Here is a 16,876-nt window from a genome sequence, read left to right on the forward strand (position 1 = left end):
ACCGTCGCATCATGGCTTTCCGGCCACTGGTCCAAAACACCGATCCGGGCGAGCATTGCCGGGATGCATGCGCAAATAGTGCTTTACGACGGGTTCGACCCGCTGGATGTCATCGGTCCTTTCGAGGTGCTCGCCGCGGGCAGCGAGTTCGTCGGCGGTGAACTGGCGGTATCACTGGTCTCGGCGCAGGGAGCCCGCAGCGTCACCAGCGGAACCCTCGGCCTGACCCTGACTGCCACCGATGCGCTCGATCCGCGCCGGGCGGGTTGCGTGCTGGTGCCCGGTGCCGCCGGCCCGATCGCCGGTGACCCCGATGACGGCGTCGAAACCATCCCGGTGTTGCTGGCACGGGCGGCCGGCACGGAGCTGAGCCCGTTGTTGGCCAAGGCTTTTCACAATCCGGAGGTCACGGTGGCAGCGGTCTGCGGGGGGTCGGTGATCATGGCGATGGCGGGCCTGATCGAGGGGCGCCACGCGGTGACCCATCACCTGGGCCTGGACTTACTGGACGCGGCCGGGGTCAACGCGGTGACGGCCCGCGTGGTCGACGACGACGACCTGGTCACCTCGGGCGGGGTGACGTCCGGCCTGGACCTGGCGCTGCATCTGCTGGAGCGGTGGTACGGCCCACGGATCGCGCATGCCGTCGAGGAGCTCTTCGAATACGAGCGCCGAGGCATCGTGTGGCGCAATACCGGCCGGGAACCACAGGAGGTTTGAGTTGAGCATCGAAGGCGACTGGGACGTCACGATCAAGACCCCGATCGGCACTCTCGAAGTGCAGTACGTGTTCACCCAGGGGCCGTCGGGTCTCACCGGAAGCGCCACCTACAAGGAGGAAACCGTTGCGCTGCAGAATATTTCGAGCATGCTCGAGGACGGCGGCACGCGGTTGACCTGGCGGCAATCGGTGCGCAGGCCGATGCGGCTGAACCTGGATTTCGATGTGCTGCAAACCGGCGACGTGCTGCGCGGGCATTCCCGCGCCGGCCGGCTACCTCGATCGGCCGTGGCCGGCACGCGTCGGCTAGAACCCTAGGCGACCAAGCTGTTTGGGGTCGCGTTGCCAGTTCTTGGCGACCTTCACCCGCAGGTCGAGGTAGACCTTGGTCCCGAGCAGTTTCTCGATCTGGGTGCGGGCCGCGGTGCCCACTTCCCGCAGCCGGGCGCCGCCCTTGCCGATGACGATGCCCTTCTGGCTGTCCCGTTCCACGAACAGCACCGCGTGCACATCGATCAGATCGTCACGGTCCTCCCGCGGGTTGACCTCCTCGATCACCACCGCCAGCGAGTGCGGCAACTCGTCGCGCACGCCCTCGAGGGCGGCCTCGCGGATGAGCTCGGCCATCAGCACCTCTTCGGGCTCGTCGGTGAGCTCGCCGTCGGGGTAGTACGCCGGGCCGGGCGGCAACGCGGCCGCCAGGACATTGATCAGTACGTCGACCTGGTCTCCGGAAACGGCTGACACGGGCACGATTTCGGCAGCCTCGGGCACCAGTTCACTGACCGCGACCAGCTGTGCGGCCACCCGGTCCTTCGGCACCTTGTCGATCTTGGTGACGATGGCCACCAGGGTGGTTTTCGGCGCGAGGGCACGTACCTGTTCGACGATCCAGCGGTCTCCCGGGCCGATCGGCTCGTCGGCGGGTATGCACAAGCCGATGACGTCGACCTCGGTGTAGGTGTCGCGGACCAGTTCGTTGAGCCGCTTACCCAGCAATGTGCGGGGCCGGTGCAGGCCAGGGGTGTCCACCAGGATGATCTGAAAGTCTTCACGATGCACGATGCCGCGGATCGTGTGGCGCGTGGTCTGCGGCCGCATCGAGGTGATCGCCACCTTCGCGCCGACCAGCGCGTTGGTCAGGGTCGACTTGCCGGTGTTGGGCCGGCCTATCAAACACACGAATCCGGAACGGAACTCGCTCACGCCGCGGCCTTCGTCGAACGTGAACGTACGGCGGTTTCGGGCGCGTTTTGGCGCCGTGGGTGCACGTTCGGCGTCACTGGATGTCCTCCTCAGATTCCACCGGGCTCAGCAGCACGGTGCCGATACGGACCCGCCCCCGGTGATCGCGGCCGCCTTCAGCCTGCAGGCGCAGACCGTGCGACACCACCTCAGCGCCCGGCAGGGGGACACGACCGAGTTCCAGCGCCAACAGCCCACCCACCGTGTCGACATCGAGGTCGTCGTCGAATTCCACCCCGTACAACTCGCCCACGTCCTCGATCGGCAGCCGCGCCGAGACCCGGAAGCGCTTGTCCCCCAATTCTTCAACCGGGGCGGTCTCGGCCTGGTCGTATTCGTCCGCGATCTCGCCGACGATCTCTTCGAGCACATCCTCGATGCTCACCAGCCCGGCGATCGCGCCGTACTCGTCGACCAGCAGGGCCATGTGGTTGCGGTCGCGCTGCATCTCCCGCAGCAGCGCGTCCAGAGGCTTGGAGTCCGGCACGAAGACCGCCGGCCGCATCACCTGCGCCACGTTGCTTCCGCGGCCCCGGTCGGTCGAATAAAAGATGTGCCGCACAAGGTCTTTCAGGTAGACGACCCCGAGGATGTCATCGACGTTCTCTCCGATCACCGGGATCCGGGAATACCCGCTGCGCACGGCCAAGGCCATCGCCTGACTCGGTGACTTGTCGCCCTCGATCCAGACCATCTCGGTACGCGGCACCATCACCTCGCGCGCCGGGGTGTCGCCGAGCTCGAAGACGGACTCGATCATGCGGCGCTCATCGGCGGCCACCACACCCCGCTGCTGGGCCAGGTCGACGACTTCGCGCAGTTCGATCTCGGAGGCGAACGGGCCATTGCGGAAACCGCGACCGGGGGTGAGCGCGTTACCCAACAGCACCAGCACCCGGCTGATCGGCATCAGCAGCCACGAAACCGCTTGCAGCGGAAGGGCAGTCGCCAGCGAGATGGTGTAGGCATGCTGGCGCCCGAGGGTGCGCGGGCCAACACCGATCACCACGAAGCTGGTGACCACCATGATGGCGGCGGCCCAGAACAGACCCCAGCCCACGCTCAGGCGCTGCTGGAAATAGACCGCCAGCAGTGCGGTAGCCGTGATTTCGCAGACGATGCGCAGCAGCACCACCAGGTTGATGTATCGCGGGCGGTCTGCCATCACCTTGAGCAACGAACGGGCGCCCGGCCGCTCGTCGCGGACCAGTTCTTGCACCCGGGCCAGCGACACCGTGCTGAAGGCCGCGTCCAGCGCGGCGAACAATCCGCCCAGACCGATCAGCACGATCACGCCGAGCAGCTGATAAAAGCCGGTCACGGCTGGTCGAAAAACCTTGACTTGTCCAGCAGCCGGCGGTCCCGTTCGTGCTGCCGGTCGTTCTGGTAAGCCTCTACCTGATCGGCGACCCATTCTTCGAGCAGCCGGTCCTGCAGCGCGAACATCTCCCGCTCTTCGTCGGGCTCGCCGTGGTCGTAGCCCAGCAGATGCAGCACGCCGTGGATGGTGAGCAGCGCCAGTTCGTGTCCGAGGCTGTGCCCCGCCGCCGCGGCCTGCCCGGCGGCGAACTCCGGGCACAGCACGATGTCGCCCAGCATGGCCGGACCCGGCTCCGGCGCGTCGGGACGGCCACCCGGCTCGAGCTCATCCATGGGGAAGCTCATCACGTCCGTCGGCCCGGGCAGGTCCATCCAGCGCATGTGCAGATCGGCCATTGCCGCGGTGTCCAGCAGCACCATCGACAGTTCGGCGGCGGGATTGACGTCCATCCGGTTGATGACGAATTTCGCGACGCTGACCAGTTCGGTTTCGGAGACGTCGATGCCCGACTCGTTGGATACCTCGATGCTCATAAGGCGCTCACGCACTCAATCATCGACGATTGCGACTGCCGGATGCCCGCCGAGCCGCCCGGTTCAGGCCCGAGCCGGGCTCCTCGTAGCGGGCGTAGGCGTCGACGATCTCCGACACCAGTCGGTGGCGGACGACGTCCTGGCTGGTCAGCTCGGCGATCTCGATGTCCTCGATGTCTTCGAGAATGTCGACGGCCGCCCGCAGACCCGACTGTGCGCCGCCGGGCAGATCGATCTGTGTGACATCCCCGGTGATCACCATCTTGGAGCCGAACCCCAACCGGGTCAGGAACATCTTCATCTGCTCGGCCGTGGTGTTCTGCGCCTCGTCGAGCACGATGAACGCGTCGTTCAGCGAGCGGCCGCGCATGTACGCCAGCGGCGCCACCTCGATGACCCCGGCCGACATCAGCTTCGGGATCAACTCGGGGTCCATCATGTCGTAGAGCGCGTCATACAGCGGCCGCAGATACGGGTCGATCTTCTCGCTCAGCGTGCCCGGCAGAAAGCCAAGGCGCTCACCGGCTTCCACCGCGGGGCGGGTCAGGATGATCCGGGTGACCTGCTTGGTCTGCAGCGCGTGCACGGCCTTGGCCATGGCCAGATACGTCTTGCCGGTACCGGCCGGCCCGATGCCGAACACGATGGTGTTGGCGTCGATCGCGTCGACATACCGCTTCTGGTTGAGCGTCTTGGGCCGGATCGTCTTGCCGCGGCGGGACAGGATGTCGAGCGTCAGCACTTCGGCCGGCGATTCGTTGCCGGTCCCAGTCAGCATCGCCACGCTGTGCCGCACCACCTCCGGCGTCAGCGCCTGCCCTCTGGACACGATCGCCACGAGTTCGGAGACGACCCGTTCAGCCAGCGCGACATCGCCCGGCTCACCGGACAGGCTGACCGCGTTGCCACGAACATGCAGTTTGGCCTTGAGGGCGCGTTCCAAGGCGCGCAAGTTCTCGTCGGCCCTGCCGAGCAGGCCCACCACGAGGTCGGGCGGAACATCGATGCTGCTGCGAACTGAGGCGTCGGCCTGCCTGGCTACACCAGTTTCAGCGGCGCGGGTCTCGCGGGGCGTCACGTGGTTTCTGCTGCCTGCTTTCTGGCGTATGGGGCTTGGTTGAGACGACGGGCTCAGTCTACCGCCGTCCGGTGACCGCTTCCCAGGGATTTGATGCCGGCCAGCAAGATCGCCAAGCCGCGTTCGAAGTCGGCCGCCGCCGTCGATCTCTGGCTGACCTGCGCCAAGGCGGCGATGTGCGGGTGTTCGGTACCGGCCAGTCCGCCGATCCGCGCAGCAACCGCGGTCTGCTCACGCTCGCGTCCGTCCCCGGACAACGGGCCGGCCAGTTCGGCTTGAGCGCTGCCCATGACCAACCCGAGCACGGCCCGGAAGCTCGCCAGTAGGTCGTCGTCGGCAAGTCCCGCGCGCTTGAGCGCACCGATCAACCGGTCTGCCGCCACATAACTCGACGCCGAAACGGTGCGGCGGGTGAGTACCAGCGGCACGGCGTTGGGATGACGTCGTACCGCCTCCCAGATCGCCAACGCGATCCCACGCACATCGGCGCACCAATCTTCGGATGCCGCAGGAACTTTCACTTCGGCGATGACCGCTTCGGCGACGAGCTCCTCGAGTTCACCGCGGTCCCTGACGTAGTTGTAGAGCGTCATCGGGCCGGTGCCCAGGGCGGTTGCCAACGACCGCATGCTCAACCCGCCCAAGCCGTCGCGGTCGACGATCCGCAAAGCGGCCGCGGCGATGTCCGAGACCGTGAAGCGTGCCCGCACGAGGACTCCCTTCCGATTGACACGTACATCGTACGTAGGATACAACACGTACATCGTACGTATTGGAGGCTCCGTCATGACTCACCCCACTGAATTTCTCTCGCACGGCACGCGCTGCGCTGCGTGGCTCACCCGCCCGTCCGGCCCGGGCCCGCATCCGGCGGTCATCCTGGCTCACGGACTGGGGGCCAACCACACCATGGCGCTCTCCCGCTACGAGCGGCATTTCGCCGCGGCGGGGATAGCCACCCTGGCTTTCGACTACCGCAATCTCGGAGCCTCCGACGGCACACCGCGGCAGCGTCTCAGCCTGCGCCGTCATCGCCAGGACATCGCGGCAGCGGTCGAGTACGTCAGTGGCCTGCCCGAGGTCGACGCGGGCCGGGTCGCCCTGTGGGGAACGAGCCTGGGGGCCATGCACGTCCTGCGGGTGGCGGCCGACCGACGCGACATCGCCGCGGTGGTGGTGCAGTGTCCCATCGTCGACGGTCCGGCGACGCTACGGCGACTCGGCCTCGCGGCGACACTCCGGATCGGCCCTGCGATCGCGGCGGACATCATCCGGGCCGCGCTCGGACGCGGGCGCCGATACGTCCCGATCGTCGGGCCGCCGGGAAGTCTCGCCGCGGTCACCGTGGCCGGAGCTCAGGACGGCTGGGACTCGACGGTGGATCCCGGTGGCAGGTTCGACAACCGCATCACCGCGTCCAGTGTCGTCGAGATCGCGGTCAGCACGGCCAAGCGCGCGGCCCGCAACATCACCGCACCCCTGCTGGTGTGTGTCTCGCGACGGGAGACTCTGATGGATCCCCGTCATGCCGAGGAGGTGGCCCGCCGCGCCCGGCGTGGCACTGCGCGGCACTACGACGGAGACCATTTCCAGATCTACCATCCACCGCTGCTGAGCCAGTTGCTCACCGACCAGACCGCATTCCTGCGGGAGCATCTCGATGTCGCGTGAAATGTCGGCGCGTGAATTGTTGTCCACCAACGACCTTCGATTCCTCGACGTGGCCCGCAGCCTGCCCGACGCTGCGTGGGCACAACCCAGTCTGTGTACAGAGTGGAGCAATCAGGAGGTGCTCGCGCACCTGGTGCTGGGATACCGAATATCACTGCGGGAGTTGACCGTCGGGATAATCAGCCATCGCTGCTCGTTCGATCGGGCGAACACCGCGGCGGCCGTGGATCTGGCACGGCGGCACAGTCCGACCGAATTGGTCGACCAGTATGCGACGTTGATCCACCGACCCCGGGGCGTCGGCCGGGTGTTTCCGCGACCTCTGCTGTTGGGCGATCACGTGATTCACGAACTCGATATCATCCTCGCGCTGGGCAGGCGCCCGGGCATCGGACTCACGACGTTGGCCGCGGTGCTCAATACACAGGTGCGGGTGCCGAATCCGTTCGTGCCCGCGGCAGCCCGGGCGCGCGGCCTGAAACTTCAGGCCAGCGACACGGATTGGACCTACGGTGAGGGCGCGCCGACGGTCTCAGGTACCGCCGCACATCTGGCGTCGGTGCTGGCTGGGCGTCCGTGGGCGCTGGACAAGCTGAGCGGCGACGGTGTCGACGAATTGCGCGAGCGGGTGTCAGCGGCCCAGTAGGGAGTTGGACGGCAGATCCTTGTCCAGCACCTTGAGCGCCTGAGCGACGCCGGCGACCGGCAGCGACGTCTCGTCCAGCAGGCCGATCTGCACCAGCAGCGAGGCTTGATCCCAATAGATCCGCTCGTATGCCACCCGGGGCCCTTCGAAGCCCATCACCACCACCAGCGCAAGCCGGACCGGACGACCGGTGGGCGCCACGCCGGGAAGAAATGTCGGCATCGCGATGTCGTGCGTGAACGAGATGACCATCTCTTCGACCACCCGGTCGGCGCCGACGGTAAGCGAGACCGGCGTGATGGCGGTGTCCTCGGGCCAGTGCCCGATGAAGTACCGGGCATAGAAGTCGGCCACCGCCGCGGCGCCGACCCCACCCATCATGGTGGGAACGTGGTTGACGAACGGATCGGCCGTCATGGTCGCCATGGTCGCGGCCACGTCCTTGGTGACGAACTCACTGGCCACGTGCTCATCGAAAACCAGGCTCAGATCGTGCGCGGCGTCACTCATGACCGTTCCTTCCGCCGTCGAGCGGTGGTGCGTCCCAGCGCGAGGTCAGCACGCCCAGGGCGCCCAGCGCGACCGCGGCCGCGGTCGAGGTGCGCAGCACGGTGGGGCCCAAGCGCACCGTGACCGCGCCCGCGCGGGTCAGTGCGTCGATCTCCTCCGGTGAAATTCCGCCCTCGGGTCCGACCACGAGTATCACCGAATTGGCTTGCGCCAGAGCCACATCGGCGAAGCGCACGGTCGCCGATTCGTGCAGCGCCAGCACTACCCCGCCGGCCGCGACCTCGGTGTGTACCCGCTCGGTCAGCGCCTTGGTGGACAGCACCCCCTCCACCGGAGGGATGTGCGCCCGACGGGACTGGCGCGCGGCCGAACGCGCCACCGCCCGCCACCGGCGCAGGCCCTTGTCGACACGCGCGCCTTCCCAATTGGCGACACAGCGCGCCGCCCGCCATGCCACGAATGCGTCGGCACCGGCCTCGGTAGCCAATTCGACGGCAAGCTCCGACCGTTCGGATTTGGGCAGCGCCTGCACCACGGTCACCGGGGGGGCGTTGTCCCCGAGAGTCCAGCGGGACTGCACCCGCGCCCGAAGTCCTTCGCGCCCGGCTTGTTCCACCACGCACCGGGCCAGCCCGCCGACACCGTCACCGAGCACCAACTCCTCGCCGGGACGAATCCGCCGGACGGTGGCCGCGTGGAAGCCTTCGTCGCCGTCCACCACGGCCAAGCCGCCGACGTCGGGCAGCGCATCGACGTAGAACAGCGTGGCTACCACGGGAGCCCCGACAGGTCAGCGGCCGGTGAAGGTCTCGCGCAGGCGGCTGAAGAGGCCGCCGTTGTTCGCGTGCGAGGAGCGGACCTCGGCCACGTCGCGGTTGCGGCGGTTCTTCAGGTCGCGCAGCAGTTCGGTGTCGTGGTGGTCGAGGCGGGTGGGAACCACCACCTCGACGTGCACGTGCAGGTCGCCGCGGGTGCTGGACCGCAGATGCGGCATCCCGCGGCCACGCAGTGTGATGACCGCGCCCGGCTGGGTTCCGGGGGGTATCACGATCTCGCTGGTTCCGTCCAGGATGGCGTCCAGGCTGACGCTGACGCCCAGTGCGGCGTCGACCATCGGCACCGACACCGTGCAGTGCAGGTCGTCGCCCTCCCGGGCAAAGATGTCGTGGGCCTGCTCGTGCACCTCGACATACAGGTCGCCGGCCGGTCCACCGCCGGGGCCCACCTCACCCTGCGCGGCGAGCCGCACCCGCATGCCCTCGGCGACGCCGGCCGGGATCTTGACGGTGATGTCCCGGCGCGCACGCACCCGCCCGTCGCCCATGCACTGGTAGCAGGGATCGGGAATGACAACGCCAACGCCGCGACAGGTGGGGCACGGGCGCGAGGTCAGCATCTGCCCCAGCAGCGAGCGCTGGACGGTCTGCACCTCGCCGCGGCCCGCACAGGTGTCGCAGGGCACTGGTGCGGAATCGCCGTTAGTGCCTTTGCCCTGGCACCGGTCGCACAGCACCGCGGTGTCGACGGTGACCTGCTTGGTGACCCCGGTTGCGCACTCCTCGAGATCCAGCCGCATCCGCAGCAGCGAGTCCGAACCCGGCCGCACCCGGCCGATCGGACCGCGGCCCGCGCCGCCGCCGAAGCCCCCGCCGCCGCCGAAGAACGCCTCGAAGACGTCACCCAGGCCGCCGAAGCCGCCGAACCCGCCGCCGCCGGCGGCAGCGTTCTCCAGCGGATCGCCACCCAGGTCGACAATGCGGCGCTTCTCCGGATCGCTCAGCACCTCGTAGGCGACGCTGATGTCCTTGAATCGCGCCTGCGCTTCCTCGTCGGGATTGACGTCGGGGTGCAGTTCGCGCGCCAGCTTGCGGTAGGCGCGCTTGATCTCCGCGTCGTTGGCGCCTTTGCTGACGCCGAGTAGCCCGTAGTAATCGCGTGCCACGATTCGCCTTTCTAGGCTGTTAGTGGCCGCCCCTCAGGCGGCCATCCAAAAATTCTGCAGCGGGTGCGCGCTCATCGAGCACCCAGAACTTCGCCGATATACATAGCAACCGCGGCAACACTGGCCATAGTTCCCGGATAGTCCATGCGCGTGGGTCCCAACACACCCATGCCGCCGTAGACCGTGTCGTTGGTGCCGTAGGCGGTGGACACCATCGAGGTGCCGGCCATCTGCTCGGCCTCCGTCTCGTGGCCGATGCGCACCGTGACCTTGCCCGCCTCCTGCTGGGCCGCCAGTAGCCGCAGCACCACGACCTGTTCCTCCAGCGCCTCCAGGATGGAGCGCAGCGAGCCCCCGAAATCGGCGGCATTACGGGTCAGGTTCGCGGTGCCGCCCAACAGCAGGCGTTCTTCGGTGTGTTCGACCAGCGATTCGAGCAACACCGTCGCGGAACGCCCGACGGCATCTCCGAGTCCGTCCCCGCCGTGCAGCCGTCCGGCGAGATCGGCCACCGCGACCGAGGCCGCTGCGAGCCGCTTGCCGACCAGCGCCTGGCCGAGCATCTCCCGCAGCTGGGAGAGCTGGTGGTCGTCGATGACGTCGCCGAGTTCGACGATGCGCTGGTCCACCCGGCCGGAGTCGGTGATCACCACCATCAGCAGCCGGGCCGGGGTCAGCGCGATCACTTCCAGGTGGCGGACGGTCGAGGTGGACAGCGTCGGGTATTGCACCACGGCCACCTGGCGGGTCAATTGCGCGAGTAGCCGCACCGCGCGACGCAGCACGTCGTCGAGGTCGACGCCGGACTCCAGGAAGCCCTGGATCGCGCGCCGTTCCGCGGATGAGAGCGGTTTGACGTTGTCGAGGCGGTCGACGAACTCGCGGTACCCCTTCTCGGTGGGGACCCGTCCGGAGCTGGTGTGCGGCTGGGTGATGTAGCCCTCGGCCTCGAGCACCGCCATGTCGTTGCGGATGGTCGCGCTGGAAACGCCCAGATTGTGGCGTTCTACCAGGGACTTCGAACCGATGGGTTCATGAGTGGAGACGAAGTCGGCGACGATGGCGTGCAACACCTGAAAGCGACGCTCGTCAGCGCTACCCATTGCCTATCACCCCCATCTGCAGATACCGGCCGCGTCCATTTTACGGTCTCGACAGGATCTGACCTGCCAACGGCTGATCCGAGGCTTACCGCCCACCGGTCGGGCGCGGCAGATAGCCTTTGGCGAAACTCAGGCGAAAGCGACTGTCGATGATTTTCAAGGGCGTACGCGACGGCAAGCCGTATCCCGAACACGGATTGTCCTACAAGGATTGGTCTCAGATACCACCGCAGCAGATCCGTCTCGACGAACTGGTCACCACCACCACGGTGCTGGCGCTGGACCGCCTGCTGTCGGAGGATTCCACCTTCTACGGTGACCTTTTCCCGCATGCGGTCAAGTGGCGCGGCATCATCTACCTCGAGGACGGCCTGCACCGCGCCGTGCGGGCGGCCCTGCGTAACCGGGTCGTGCTGCATGCCCGGGTCTACGACATGGACATGGGGGCGCCCAACTAGGCCGAGCAGACGCAAAATCGCCCTTTTCGAGCGCGAAAAGGGCGATTTTGCGTCTGGTCGCGGGTCAGCGTGAGGCGGCCTGCAGCAGTTCCATCGCGGAACTGCGCGACAGCACCCAGCTGCCCTGGTTGACGAACGTGACGTTCTGGGTCACCGGGGGCGAAAGCTTGGGACCGGAGACCGCCACGTCCGCGGTGGCCGAGTTGGCCGCGGCCGGCTGGATGTTCGCCACGCTGAACGACAACGGCAGGTCGCCGTTCTTGGCGGCCTTCTTCAGCTGGTGGTCGGCGATGTGCGCCTCGGTGCCGCCGATTCCGCCCTCGACCAGATCACTCTTGTTGGCGAATGGCACGTTCGGGTCGGCGAGGCTGGTGAGGATGCCCGTCAGCTGCGCGGAGGTGGGCAGGCCGGCCGGCGCCGGCGCCGGGTCCTGCGGGAGCGGCGCACCGAAGACGACGGGCTGCACCTGGTAGGCGACCGGGCCGGCGAACGCCGTCGCTCCGGCCGCCGCGGCACCGATTGCGGCGACGGCCGCGGCACCGATGGCCAGTGACTTGATGGTCATGGGATCCCCCTCGTATTCACGCAGAACGTTCCGGACATCGATGTGCCGCACCGCCCGCGTGTGTTGTGTTTGTGCATCTTGTGACTGATGTTTCGTTTGGTAGCGTGTCTATGTTACGTCCACGCTCCCGCGGACCCGATTGTGGCGGCTGTGATGCAGCTGTGCGGGAGCTATGAATCCGGGGGCCGAATGTTTGCCAGCAGATACCCGGAGGAAACAAGATTCGCGTTTCGCCCCGGCGTCACCTGCATGACCACCGGTGCCGGAGCGGTGCTGCTGAAGCCCCCGCACAGTGAAAAGCTGGCCCGGTTGAGCGCCCAGCAGCTGACGGCACTGAAGGCCCTGAACCTCGGACCGGCGACGGCGACGGAACTGGCCGGGGCCGGTGCCCAGCGTCGTGAGATCGACGCATTGATCGACCACCTGGCCACACGCGGCTATCTCGCCGTGACGGTCTGCGCCGGCGGGACGGATCTGTACTCGCTGATTCCGTTCGGCCAGCCCCCGCCGCGACCCGAACCGCTGCCCGACGGGTCCACGGTGATATCGAAATTTGCTGTGCTGCATAGTGATTCAACTGGACTAGTTCTCGAGAATCCACTGGGCTGGTGTGATGTGCGCATTCACCAGCCGCGATTGCTCGCCCTGCTGGGCGGCCGCGCGCCGGACTGCCCCGATCTGCCGCCGACCGTCGCCGCACAGTTCATCGACGACCTGCGCTGGGCCGGGGCGCTGGTAGGTCCGGACGACGAGACGTCGTTCGAGGCGCAGAGCTGGACCGCGCCCGACCTTTGGTTTCATCGGCGCAGCACCCTCGGCCAGCGCACCGTCACATGGGACGACTTCGGTCCGACCAAATGGGCCAAAGGCCGGTTCCCGCAACCACCGGGGCGACGGACGCCCTACCCGGGTGAACCGATCGCACTGCCGATCCCCGACTTGGATGCCAGACGGACTCAGGACCCGTCCCTGGCGGCCGTCATTGAAGACCGGGTCACCACAAGGGCATTCGACGACGAGCGGCCCATCAACGCCGGGCAACTCGGTGAATTGCTCTACCGCACCGCGCGGACGCGTAGCACCCAGGCCGTGGACGCAGGCGAGGAACTGCTGTCCCGGCCCTATCCCGCCGGCGGGGGCCTCTACGAACTGGAGATCTACCCCGTGGTGCGCAGCGTCGCCGGCCTGGAACCCGGCGTCTACCACTACGACTCGTTCGAACACGCACTTCGCCCGGTTGCCACCGCTGACGCGCCCGCCACCTCCCAACTCATCAGGCCGGCCGCGGCGACCCTGTCCGGCGGCGCCGAGCCACAGGTCCTGCTCGTCATCGCGGCCCGCGGCGGCCGGGTGATGTGGACCTACGAGCAGATCGCCTACGCCACCATCCTCAAGAATGTCGGCGTCCTGATGCAGACGATCTACCTGGCGGCCACCGCCATGGGTCTCGGCGTTTGCGCGCAAGGGTTTTCCGACACCGCGGCATTCACCGCGGCTACCGGAGTCGACGAGCGCCAGGAGTGCAGCGTCGGCAGCATCATCGTCGGCTCGCGCATTCCCTAGCCCTGCGCCATTACTTCCTCATCGGTCAGCGCCGCGACGTCGAGGTAGTGACGTGCGATAGCGGCCAGTCGTTGCGGTGTGCCCCGGGCCGCCTCGCGGTTGTCCAGTCGGGCGGCCAGGCCTGCGACCGTGCGGGTGGCGAAGATGTCGGTGACCACCGCATGATCGACGTCCAGCCATTCACGGACCAGCCCGATGACGGCGGTGGCCAGCACCGAATCACCCCCGAGGGCAAAGAAATCATCATGGACGCCAACGGATTTCGGACTGTCCAGGCCCAGGACGTCGGCCACGATCTCGGCCAGCGCGGCCTCCAGATCGGTGCGTGGTGCGGTGTCGTGGTCTGCGGGTTGCGGTTGCAGAAGCGCGAGGACGGCACGACGGTCGAGTTTGCCGTTGGGTGTCAGGGGGATTCGTTCGAGAACTTCGATGCGGGCCGGAATCATATAACTCGGCAGCAGGTCGGCGAGGGCCACGGAGAGGGCCGCGGTGAGGTCCCCGCTGAGCTCACCCGCCGGGTCGCCCGCCGGGTCGCCCGCGATGGCCGCGACCAGCACGGGCGCGTTGGCGCCGACGACGGCCGCCACAGCCTGGTGCACATCGGGCAGGCTACGAAGTGCGTTCTCGACCTCGCCGAGCTCGACGCGGTAGCCGCGGATCTGCACCTGATGGTCTGCGCGGCCGAGGAATTCGACGGTGCCGTCGGGCCAGTACCGGGCGGTGTCGCCCGTCTTGTACCAGCGGATGCCGTCGTGCTCGACGAAGCGTTCCGCGGTGCGCCGGGGATCGTGGCGGTAGCCCGCCGCGACATTCGCGCCGCCCACCCAGAGTTCACCCGGGACCCAGTCCAGGCAGTCGCGACCAGACGGTGACACCACTCGACACCGGACATTGCGCAACGGAACGCCGAACGGCACGGTTACCCAGTGCGCCGGTGGTTCACCCACCACCTCGCAGACGGTGCTGTGGATCGCCGTCTCCGTCGCTCCGCCGAGGCCGGCAAACCGGCAGCCAGGTGCCACCTGCTGCAATCTTCGGGCCAACTCCGCTCCTACCCAGTCGCCCCCGAGCAGCACCGCCCGCAACGAATCGCCGAGACCGTGCGCGCCGCAGGCCAGAATCATGTCCAGGATGCCCGGAACACAGTTGAGAATCGAAACCTTATGCCGGCGAATCACTTCCGCCCAGGTGTCGGCGGCATCCGGGTGCCCGGAGTCGACCACGACGATTGCACCGCCGACGGAGAACATGCCGAAGATGTCGTACACCGACAGATCGAATTCGAGGGCGGAGACGCCGAGGGTCCGATCGGTGTCGCCGACTTCGAACCACTCGTTGACGGCGTCGATGGTGTTCAACGCCGCGCTGTGCGGAACTTCCACCCCTTTGGGCACCCCGGTCGATCCGGATGTGAACAGGACGTAAGCGATCGTCCCGGCGTCCGGAAAAACAGCTTCGCGCAACGGTTCCCGATGGTTCCGCGCGACATCGATGCTGACACAACGGATGCCCGAGCCGAATTCGGCACCCTCGACGGTCAGCGCCGCGACGATATCGGCGGTCTGCAGGATCTTGGCGCGGCGCTCAGCCGGTTGCTCGTAGCCGATCGGCACATACGTCGCACCGGCGGCGAGCACACCGAGTACGGCCGGGATCTGGTCACGCCCTTTGGGTAGCTGGACTGCGACGGCGTCGCCCGGCCGTACCCCGCACGCGCGCAAGGCGCCGGCCACCGCGAGCGAGCTCTCCGACAGCTCCCGATAGCTCCAGGCGCCGGCCTCCTCGCCGAGTCCCCAGAGCACGGCGGGATCATCGGGATGGGTATCGGCGTGCTCGAAAAAGCCCTGGTGCAAACACCGTCCGGTCACCGGGCCGTCGGTGGCATTGACGGCCGCCCGCACCTTCGCCTGGGCGCGGGGCAGCCGCACCGCGGCTTCGGCGTCCCAGCCCGCCGCACCGTCGGTCAGCCGCGTGACCGCCTCGGTGAACCTGGCGAACATGGCGTCCACCATGCCGGCCGGAAATGCGGATTCCCGGACATCCCAGTTGATCAGCAACCCGCCGCGCAGTTCGGTGATCTGGACATCCAATAGCACCTGCGGCCCCTGCGAGATGATCCACACCGGTTCACCGAATGTCTCGATGACGGCGTCGGCGAACAGTTCGCCGAGATCGAGCGCACTGGTGAAGACGACCGGGGCCAGCACCGGTTCGCCCCGCTGCCGACCCAGATCGCGCAGCACCTCCAAACCGGAATAGGCGGAGTGCGCGCCGCTTTCGTACATGCTGCGCTGCACGGCCCGGGCCCGGTCGGTCACCGACATGTTCTCGCTGACGTCGACCTCGAGCATGATCGACGACGTGAAATCTCCGATCACCCGGTCGATGTCGGGGTGCACCGATTCCCGGTGAAACAACGGCACATTGAGCAGGAACCGATCCCGCGCGGACCATCCGCCGATGGTGTCGGCAAAGACCGCGGCTAGCGCGACGGCCGGGGTCACGCCACGAGCGTGGGCGCCGGAGACCAGTCTGCTCTTGGCGTCCGGAGTCAGCCAGTGGTCGTATCGGACGGTCCGCCGGGCCGACCCCCGGGCGCCCGCCGGTGCGGCGGGAAGTTCGGGTGCTCCGGGCATCTCCGGCAGGCGTCGCTGCCACCACTGGCGATCCCGCTCCCGCAACGCATCTCGGTCGTGACGCTGTTGGTCCTCGACGCGGTATCTCTGGTAGCTGTAGCCCGGGGGTTGCGGTGTGGCTCCGCGATACATGCCGGCCAGTTCGGAGATCAGCACGCGGTAGCTCATCGCGTCGCCGGCCAGCATGTCGACGTCCAGGTGCAACCGGCTGCGGTCCTCGTCGTAGCGGGTTAGCGTGACGTCGATGACCTGGCCCTCTTCAATTGCCAGGCGCTGATGCGTTTTTCGGTCCCGCAGCGCGGCCAGCGCGGTCTCGGCGGCGGACACGCCCTGGCCCCGCAGATCCACCACGCTGAACACCGGGCGTCCCGGCCGCGGCATCGTCTGCTGGGTTCCGTTCGGCAGGAACCGCGTTCGGAGCATCGGATGAGCCTCGACGAGATCGGTCACCGCGCGCTCCAGCCGCACCGGGTCGATTGCGCCGCCGTCGAATTCGACGTACAGATGGGCCGCCACCCCGCCCAGTTCCTGCTCGTCGGATCGACCGATCCAGTAGGCGTGCTGCATAGGAGCCAACGGGAACGGCGCGTCTTCGACGATCGCCGGTTCCGTCTGGGGCGCCGGGGCCGCCGTGGCCGACGGTTGTCCGCCGAGCAGGGCGTGCCACGAGTCGACGGTGGGGTTGGCCGCCAGCTCGGCAAAGGTGATGGCGGCGCCGCGTTTACGCCAGCCGCCGGCCATCGCCATCATCCGGATGGAGTTCAGTCCCAATTGGATGAGATCGTCATGGTCTGCGACGTCTTCGGCAGGGCAGCCGAGTTGGGCCGCGATCGTGGCCTTGATCTCGTCCCTGCTGATCTGTTCCTCGCCGAGCACGTGTGATG

General features: G+C 67.5%; 17 protein-coding genes. 6 read left to right on the top strand and 11 right to left on the bottom strand.

What is annotated here, in order from left to right; all coding sequences use genetic code 11:
- Window positions 1-63: 63 nt before the first annotated feature.
- Window positions 64-720, top strand: coding sequence for a DJ-1/PfpI family protein (locus AO501_RS33115; protein ID WP_055581785.1), 657 nt, complete (start codon window positions 64-66; stop codon window positions 718-720).
- Between the two features lies 1 nt (window position 721).
- Window positions 722-1,039, top strand: a complete 318-nt coding sequence (locus AO501_RS33120; protein WP_055581786.1) for a hypothetical protein — start codon at window positions 722-724, stop codon at window positions 1,037-1,039.
- Here AO501_RS33120 and era read toward each other — a convergent pair.
- The 5 genes from era to AO501_RS33145 all read right to left on the bottom strand — a co-directional run bounded on the left by era (window position 1,028) and on the right by AO501_RS33145 (window position 5,608).
- Complete coding sequence (gene era, locus AO501_RS33125; protein ID WP_055581787.1) at window positions 1,028-1,927, bottom strand: GTPase Era; 900 nt, start codon at window positions 1,925-1,927, stop codon at window positions 1,028-1,030. The two genes, AO501_RS33120 and era, sit on opposite strands and share 12 nt — an antisense overlap.
- Window positions 1,928-2,000: 73 nt before the next feature.
- Entirely contained in the window at window positions 2,001-3,287 is a 1,287-nt protein-coding gene (locus AO501_RS33130; RefSeq protein WP_055581788.1) for a hemolysin family protein, read from the bottom strand.
- Window positions 3,284-3,820 (bottom strand): rRNA maturation RNase YbeY, encoded by a 537-nt coding sequence (gene ybeY, locus AO501_RS33135; protein ID WP_055581789.1) that lies wholly within the window; start codon window positions 3,818-3,820, stop codon window positions 3,284-3,286. The genes AO501_RS33130 and ybeY overlap by 4 nt, the downstream gene beginning before the upstream one ends.
- Before the next feature lie 19 nt (window positions 3,821-3,839).
- Window positions 3,840-4,898 carry a PhoH family protein gene (locus AO501_RS33140; protein ID WP_055581790.1) on the bottom strand — a complete coding sequence of 353 codons (1,059 nt, stop codon included), beginning with the start codon at window positions 4,896-4,898 and terminating at the stop codon, window positions 3,840-3,842.
- A 53-nt stretch (window positions 4,899-4,951) separates the two neighbouring features.
- Complete coding sequence (locus AO501_RS33145; RefSeq protein ID WP_055581791.1) at window positions 4,952-5,608, bottom strand: TetR/AcrR family transcriptional regulator C-terminal domain-containing protein; 657 nt, start codon at window positions 5,606-5,608, stop codon at window positions 4,952-4,954.
- A 76-nt stretch (window positions 5,609-5,684) separates the two neighbouring features.
- On the opposite strand from AO501_RS33145, the gene AO501_RS33150 reads away from it, so the two are divergent.
- Window positions 5,685-6,569: an alpha/beta hydrolase gene (locus tag AO501_RS33150; protein WP_055581792.1), complete on the top strand. Its 885-nt coding sequence runs from the start codon at window positions 5,685-5,687 to the stop codon at window positions 6,567-6,569.
- On the top strand, window positions 6,559-7,215 hold the full coding sequence (locus AO501_RS33155; protein WP_231752700.1) for a maleylpyruvate isomerase family mycothiol-dependent enzyme: 657 nt from the start codon (window positions 6,559-6,561) through the stop codon (window positions 7,213-7,215). Before AO501_RS33150 ends, AO501_RS33155 begins: the two co-directional genes overlap by 11 nt.
- On the opposite strand, the gene AO501_RS33160 is transcribed toward AO501_RS33155, so the two are convergent.
- The 4 genes from AO501_RS33160 to hrcA all read right to left on the bottom strand — a co-directional run bounded on the left by AO501_RS33160 (window position 7,201) and on the right by hrcA (window position 10,770).
- A complete protein-coding gene (locus tag AO501_RS33160) occupies window positions 7,201-7,725 on the bottom strand; it encodes an ester cyclase (RefSeq protein WP_055581794.1) in 525 nt (174 codons plus the stop codon). The two genes, AO501_RS33155 and AO501_RS33160, sit on opposite strands and share 15 nt — an antisense overlap.
- A complete protein-coding gene (locus AO501_RS33165) occupies window positions 7,718-8,500 on the bottom strand; it encodes a 16S rRNA (uracil(1498)-N(3))-methyltransferase (protein WP_055581795.1) in 783 nt (260 codons plus the stop codon). The genes AO501_RS33160 and AO501_RS33165 overlap by 8 nt, the downstream gene beginning before the upstream one ends.
- Window positions 8,501-8,515: 15 nt before the next feature.
- A complete protein-coding gene (gene dnaJ / locus AO501_RS33170) occupies window positions 8,516-9,667 on the bottom strand; it encodes a molecular chaperone DnaJ (protein WP_055581796.1) in 1,152 nt (383 codons plus the stop codon).
- Between the two features lie 71 nt (window positions 9,668-9,738).
- Window positions 9,739-10,770 (bottom strand): heat-inducible transcriptional repressor HrcA, encoded by a 1,032-nt coding sequence (gene hrcA / locus AO501_RS33175; RefSeq protein WP_055581797.1) that lies wholly within the window; start codon window positions 10,768-10,770, stop codon window positions 9,739-9,741.
- Between the two features lie 149 nt (window positions 10,771-10,919).
- Here hrcA and AO501_RS33180 point away from each other — a divergent pair, with 149 nt between their 5' ends.
- Window positions 10,920-11,228 (top strand): type II toxin-antitoxin system VapB family antitoxin, encoded by a 309-nt coding sequence (locus AO501_RS33180; protein WP_055581798.1) that lies wholly within the window; start codon window positions 10,920-10,922, stop codon window positions 11,226-11,228.
- A 64-nt stretch (window positions 11,229-11,292) separates the two neighbouring features.
- Here AO501_RS33180 and AO501_RS33185 read toward each other — a convergent pair whose 3' ends face one another.
- Window positions 11,293-11,793 carry a hypothetical protein gene (locus AO501_RS33185; RefSeq protein WP_055581841.1) on the bottom strand — a complete coding sequence of 167 codons (501 nt, stop codon included), beginning with the start codon at window positions 11,791-11,793 and terminating at the stop codon, window positions 11,293-11,295.
- Window positions 11,794-11,982: 189 nt separating this feature from the next.
- On the opposite strand from AO501_RS33185, the gene AO501_RS33190 reads away from it, so the two are divergent.
- The gene (locus AO501_RS33190) at window positions 11,983-13,356 is read left to right on the top strand and encodes a SagB family peptide dehydrogenase (protein ID WP_156452918.1); all 1,374 of its coding nucleotides are present in this window, start codon (window positions 11,983-11,985) and stop codon (window positions 13,354-13,356) included.
- On the opposite strand, the gene AO501_RS33195 is transcribed toward AO501_RS33190, so the two are convergent.
- Window positions 13,353-16,868: a non-ribosomal peptide synthetase gene (locus AO501_RS33195; RefSeq protein WP_055581842.1), complete on the bottom strand. Its 3,516-nt coding sequence runs from the start codon at window positions 16,866-16,868 to the stop codon at window positions 13,353-13,355. The two genes, AO501_RS33190 and AO501_RS33195, sit on opposite strands and share 4 nt — an antisense overlap.
- Window positions 16,869-16,876: the final 8 nt, after the last annotated feature.

This window comes from Mycobacterium gordonae (assembly GCF_001417955.2).
Taxonomy (GTDB): Bacteria; Actinomycetota; Actinomycetes; order Mycobacteriales; family Mycobacteriaceae; genus Mycobacterium; species Mycobacterium gordonae_B.

Bases quoted from the DNA above. Each gene is read 5' to 3' on its own strand.
- AO501_RS33155 (WP_231752700.1), top strand. From the start codon at position 6,559: ATGTCGCGTGAAATGTCGGCGCGTGAATTGTTGTCCACCAACGACCTT.
- AO501_RS33180 (WP_055581798.1), top strand. From the start codon at position 10,920: ATGATTTTCAAGGGCGTACGCGACGGCAAGCCGTATCCCGAACACGGA.
- hrcA (WP_055581797.1), bottom strand. From the start codon at position 10,770: ATGGGTAGCGCTGACGAGCGTCGCTTTCAGGTGTTGCACGCCATCGTC.
- AO501_RS33185 (WP_055581841.1), bottom strand. From the start codon at position 11,793: ATGACCATCAAGTCACTGGCCATCGGTGCCGCGGCCGTCGCCGCAATC.
- AO501_RS33160 (WP_055581794.1), bottom strand. From the start codon at position 7,725: ATGAGTGACGCCGCGCACGATCTGAGCCTGGTTTTCGATGAGCACGTG.
- AO501_RS33190 (WP_156452918.1), top strand. From the start codon at position 11,983: ATGTTTGCCAGCAGATACCCGGAGGAAACAAGATTCGCGTTTCGCCCC.
- AO501_RS33115 (WP_055581785.1), top strand. From the start codon at position 64: ATGCATGCGCAAATAGTGCTTTACGACGGGTTCGACCCGCTGGATGTC.
- AO501_RS33150 (WP_055581792.1), top strand. From the start codon at position 5,685: ATGACTCACCCCACTGAATTTCTCTCGCACGGCACGCGCTGCGCTGCG.
- ybeY (WP_055581789.1), bottom strand. From the start codon at position 3,820: ATGAGCATCGAGGTATCCAACGAGTCGGGCATCGACGTCTCCGAAACC.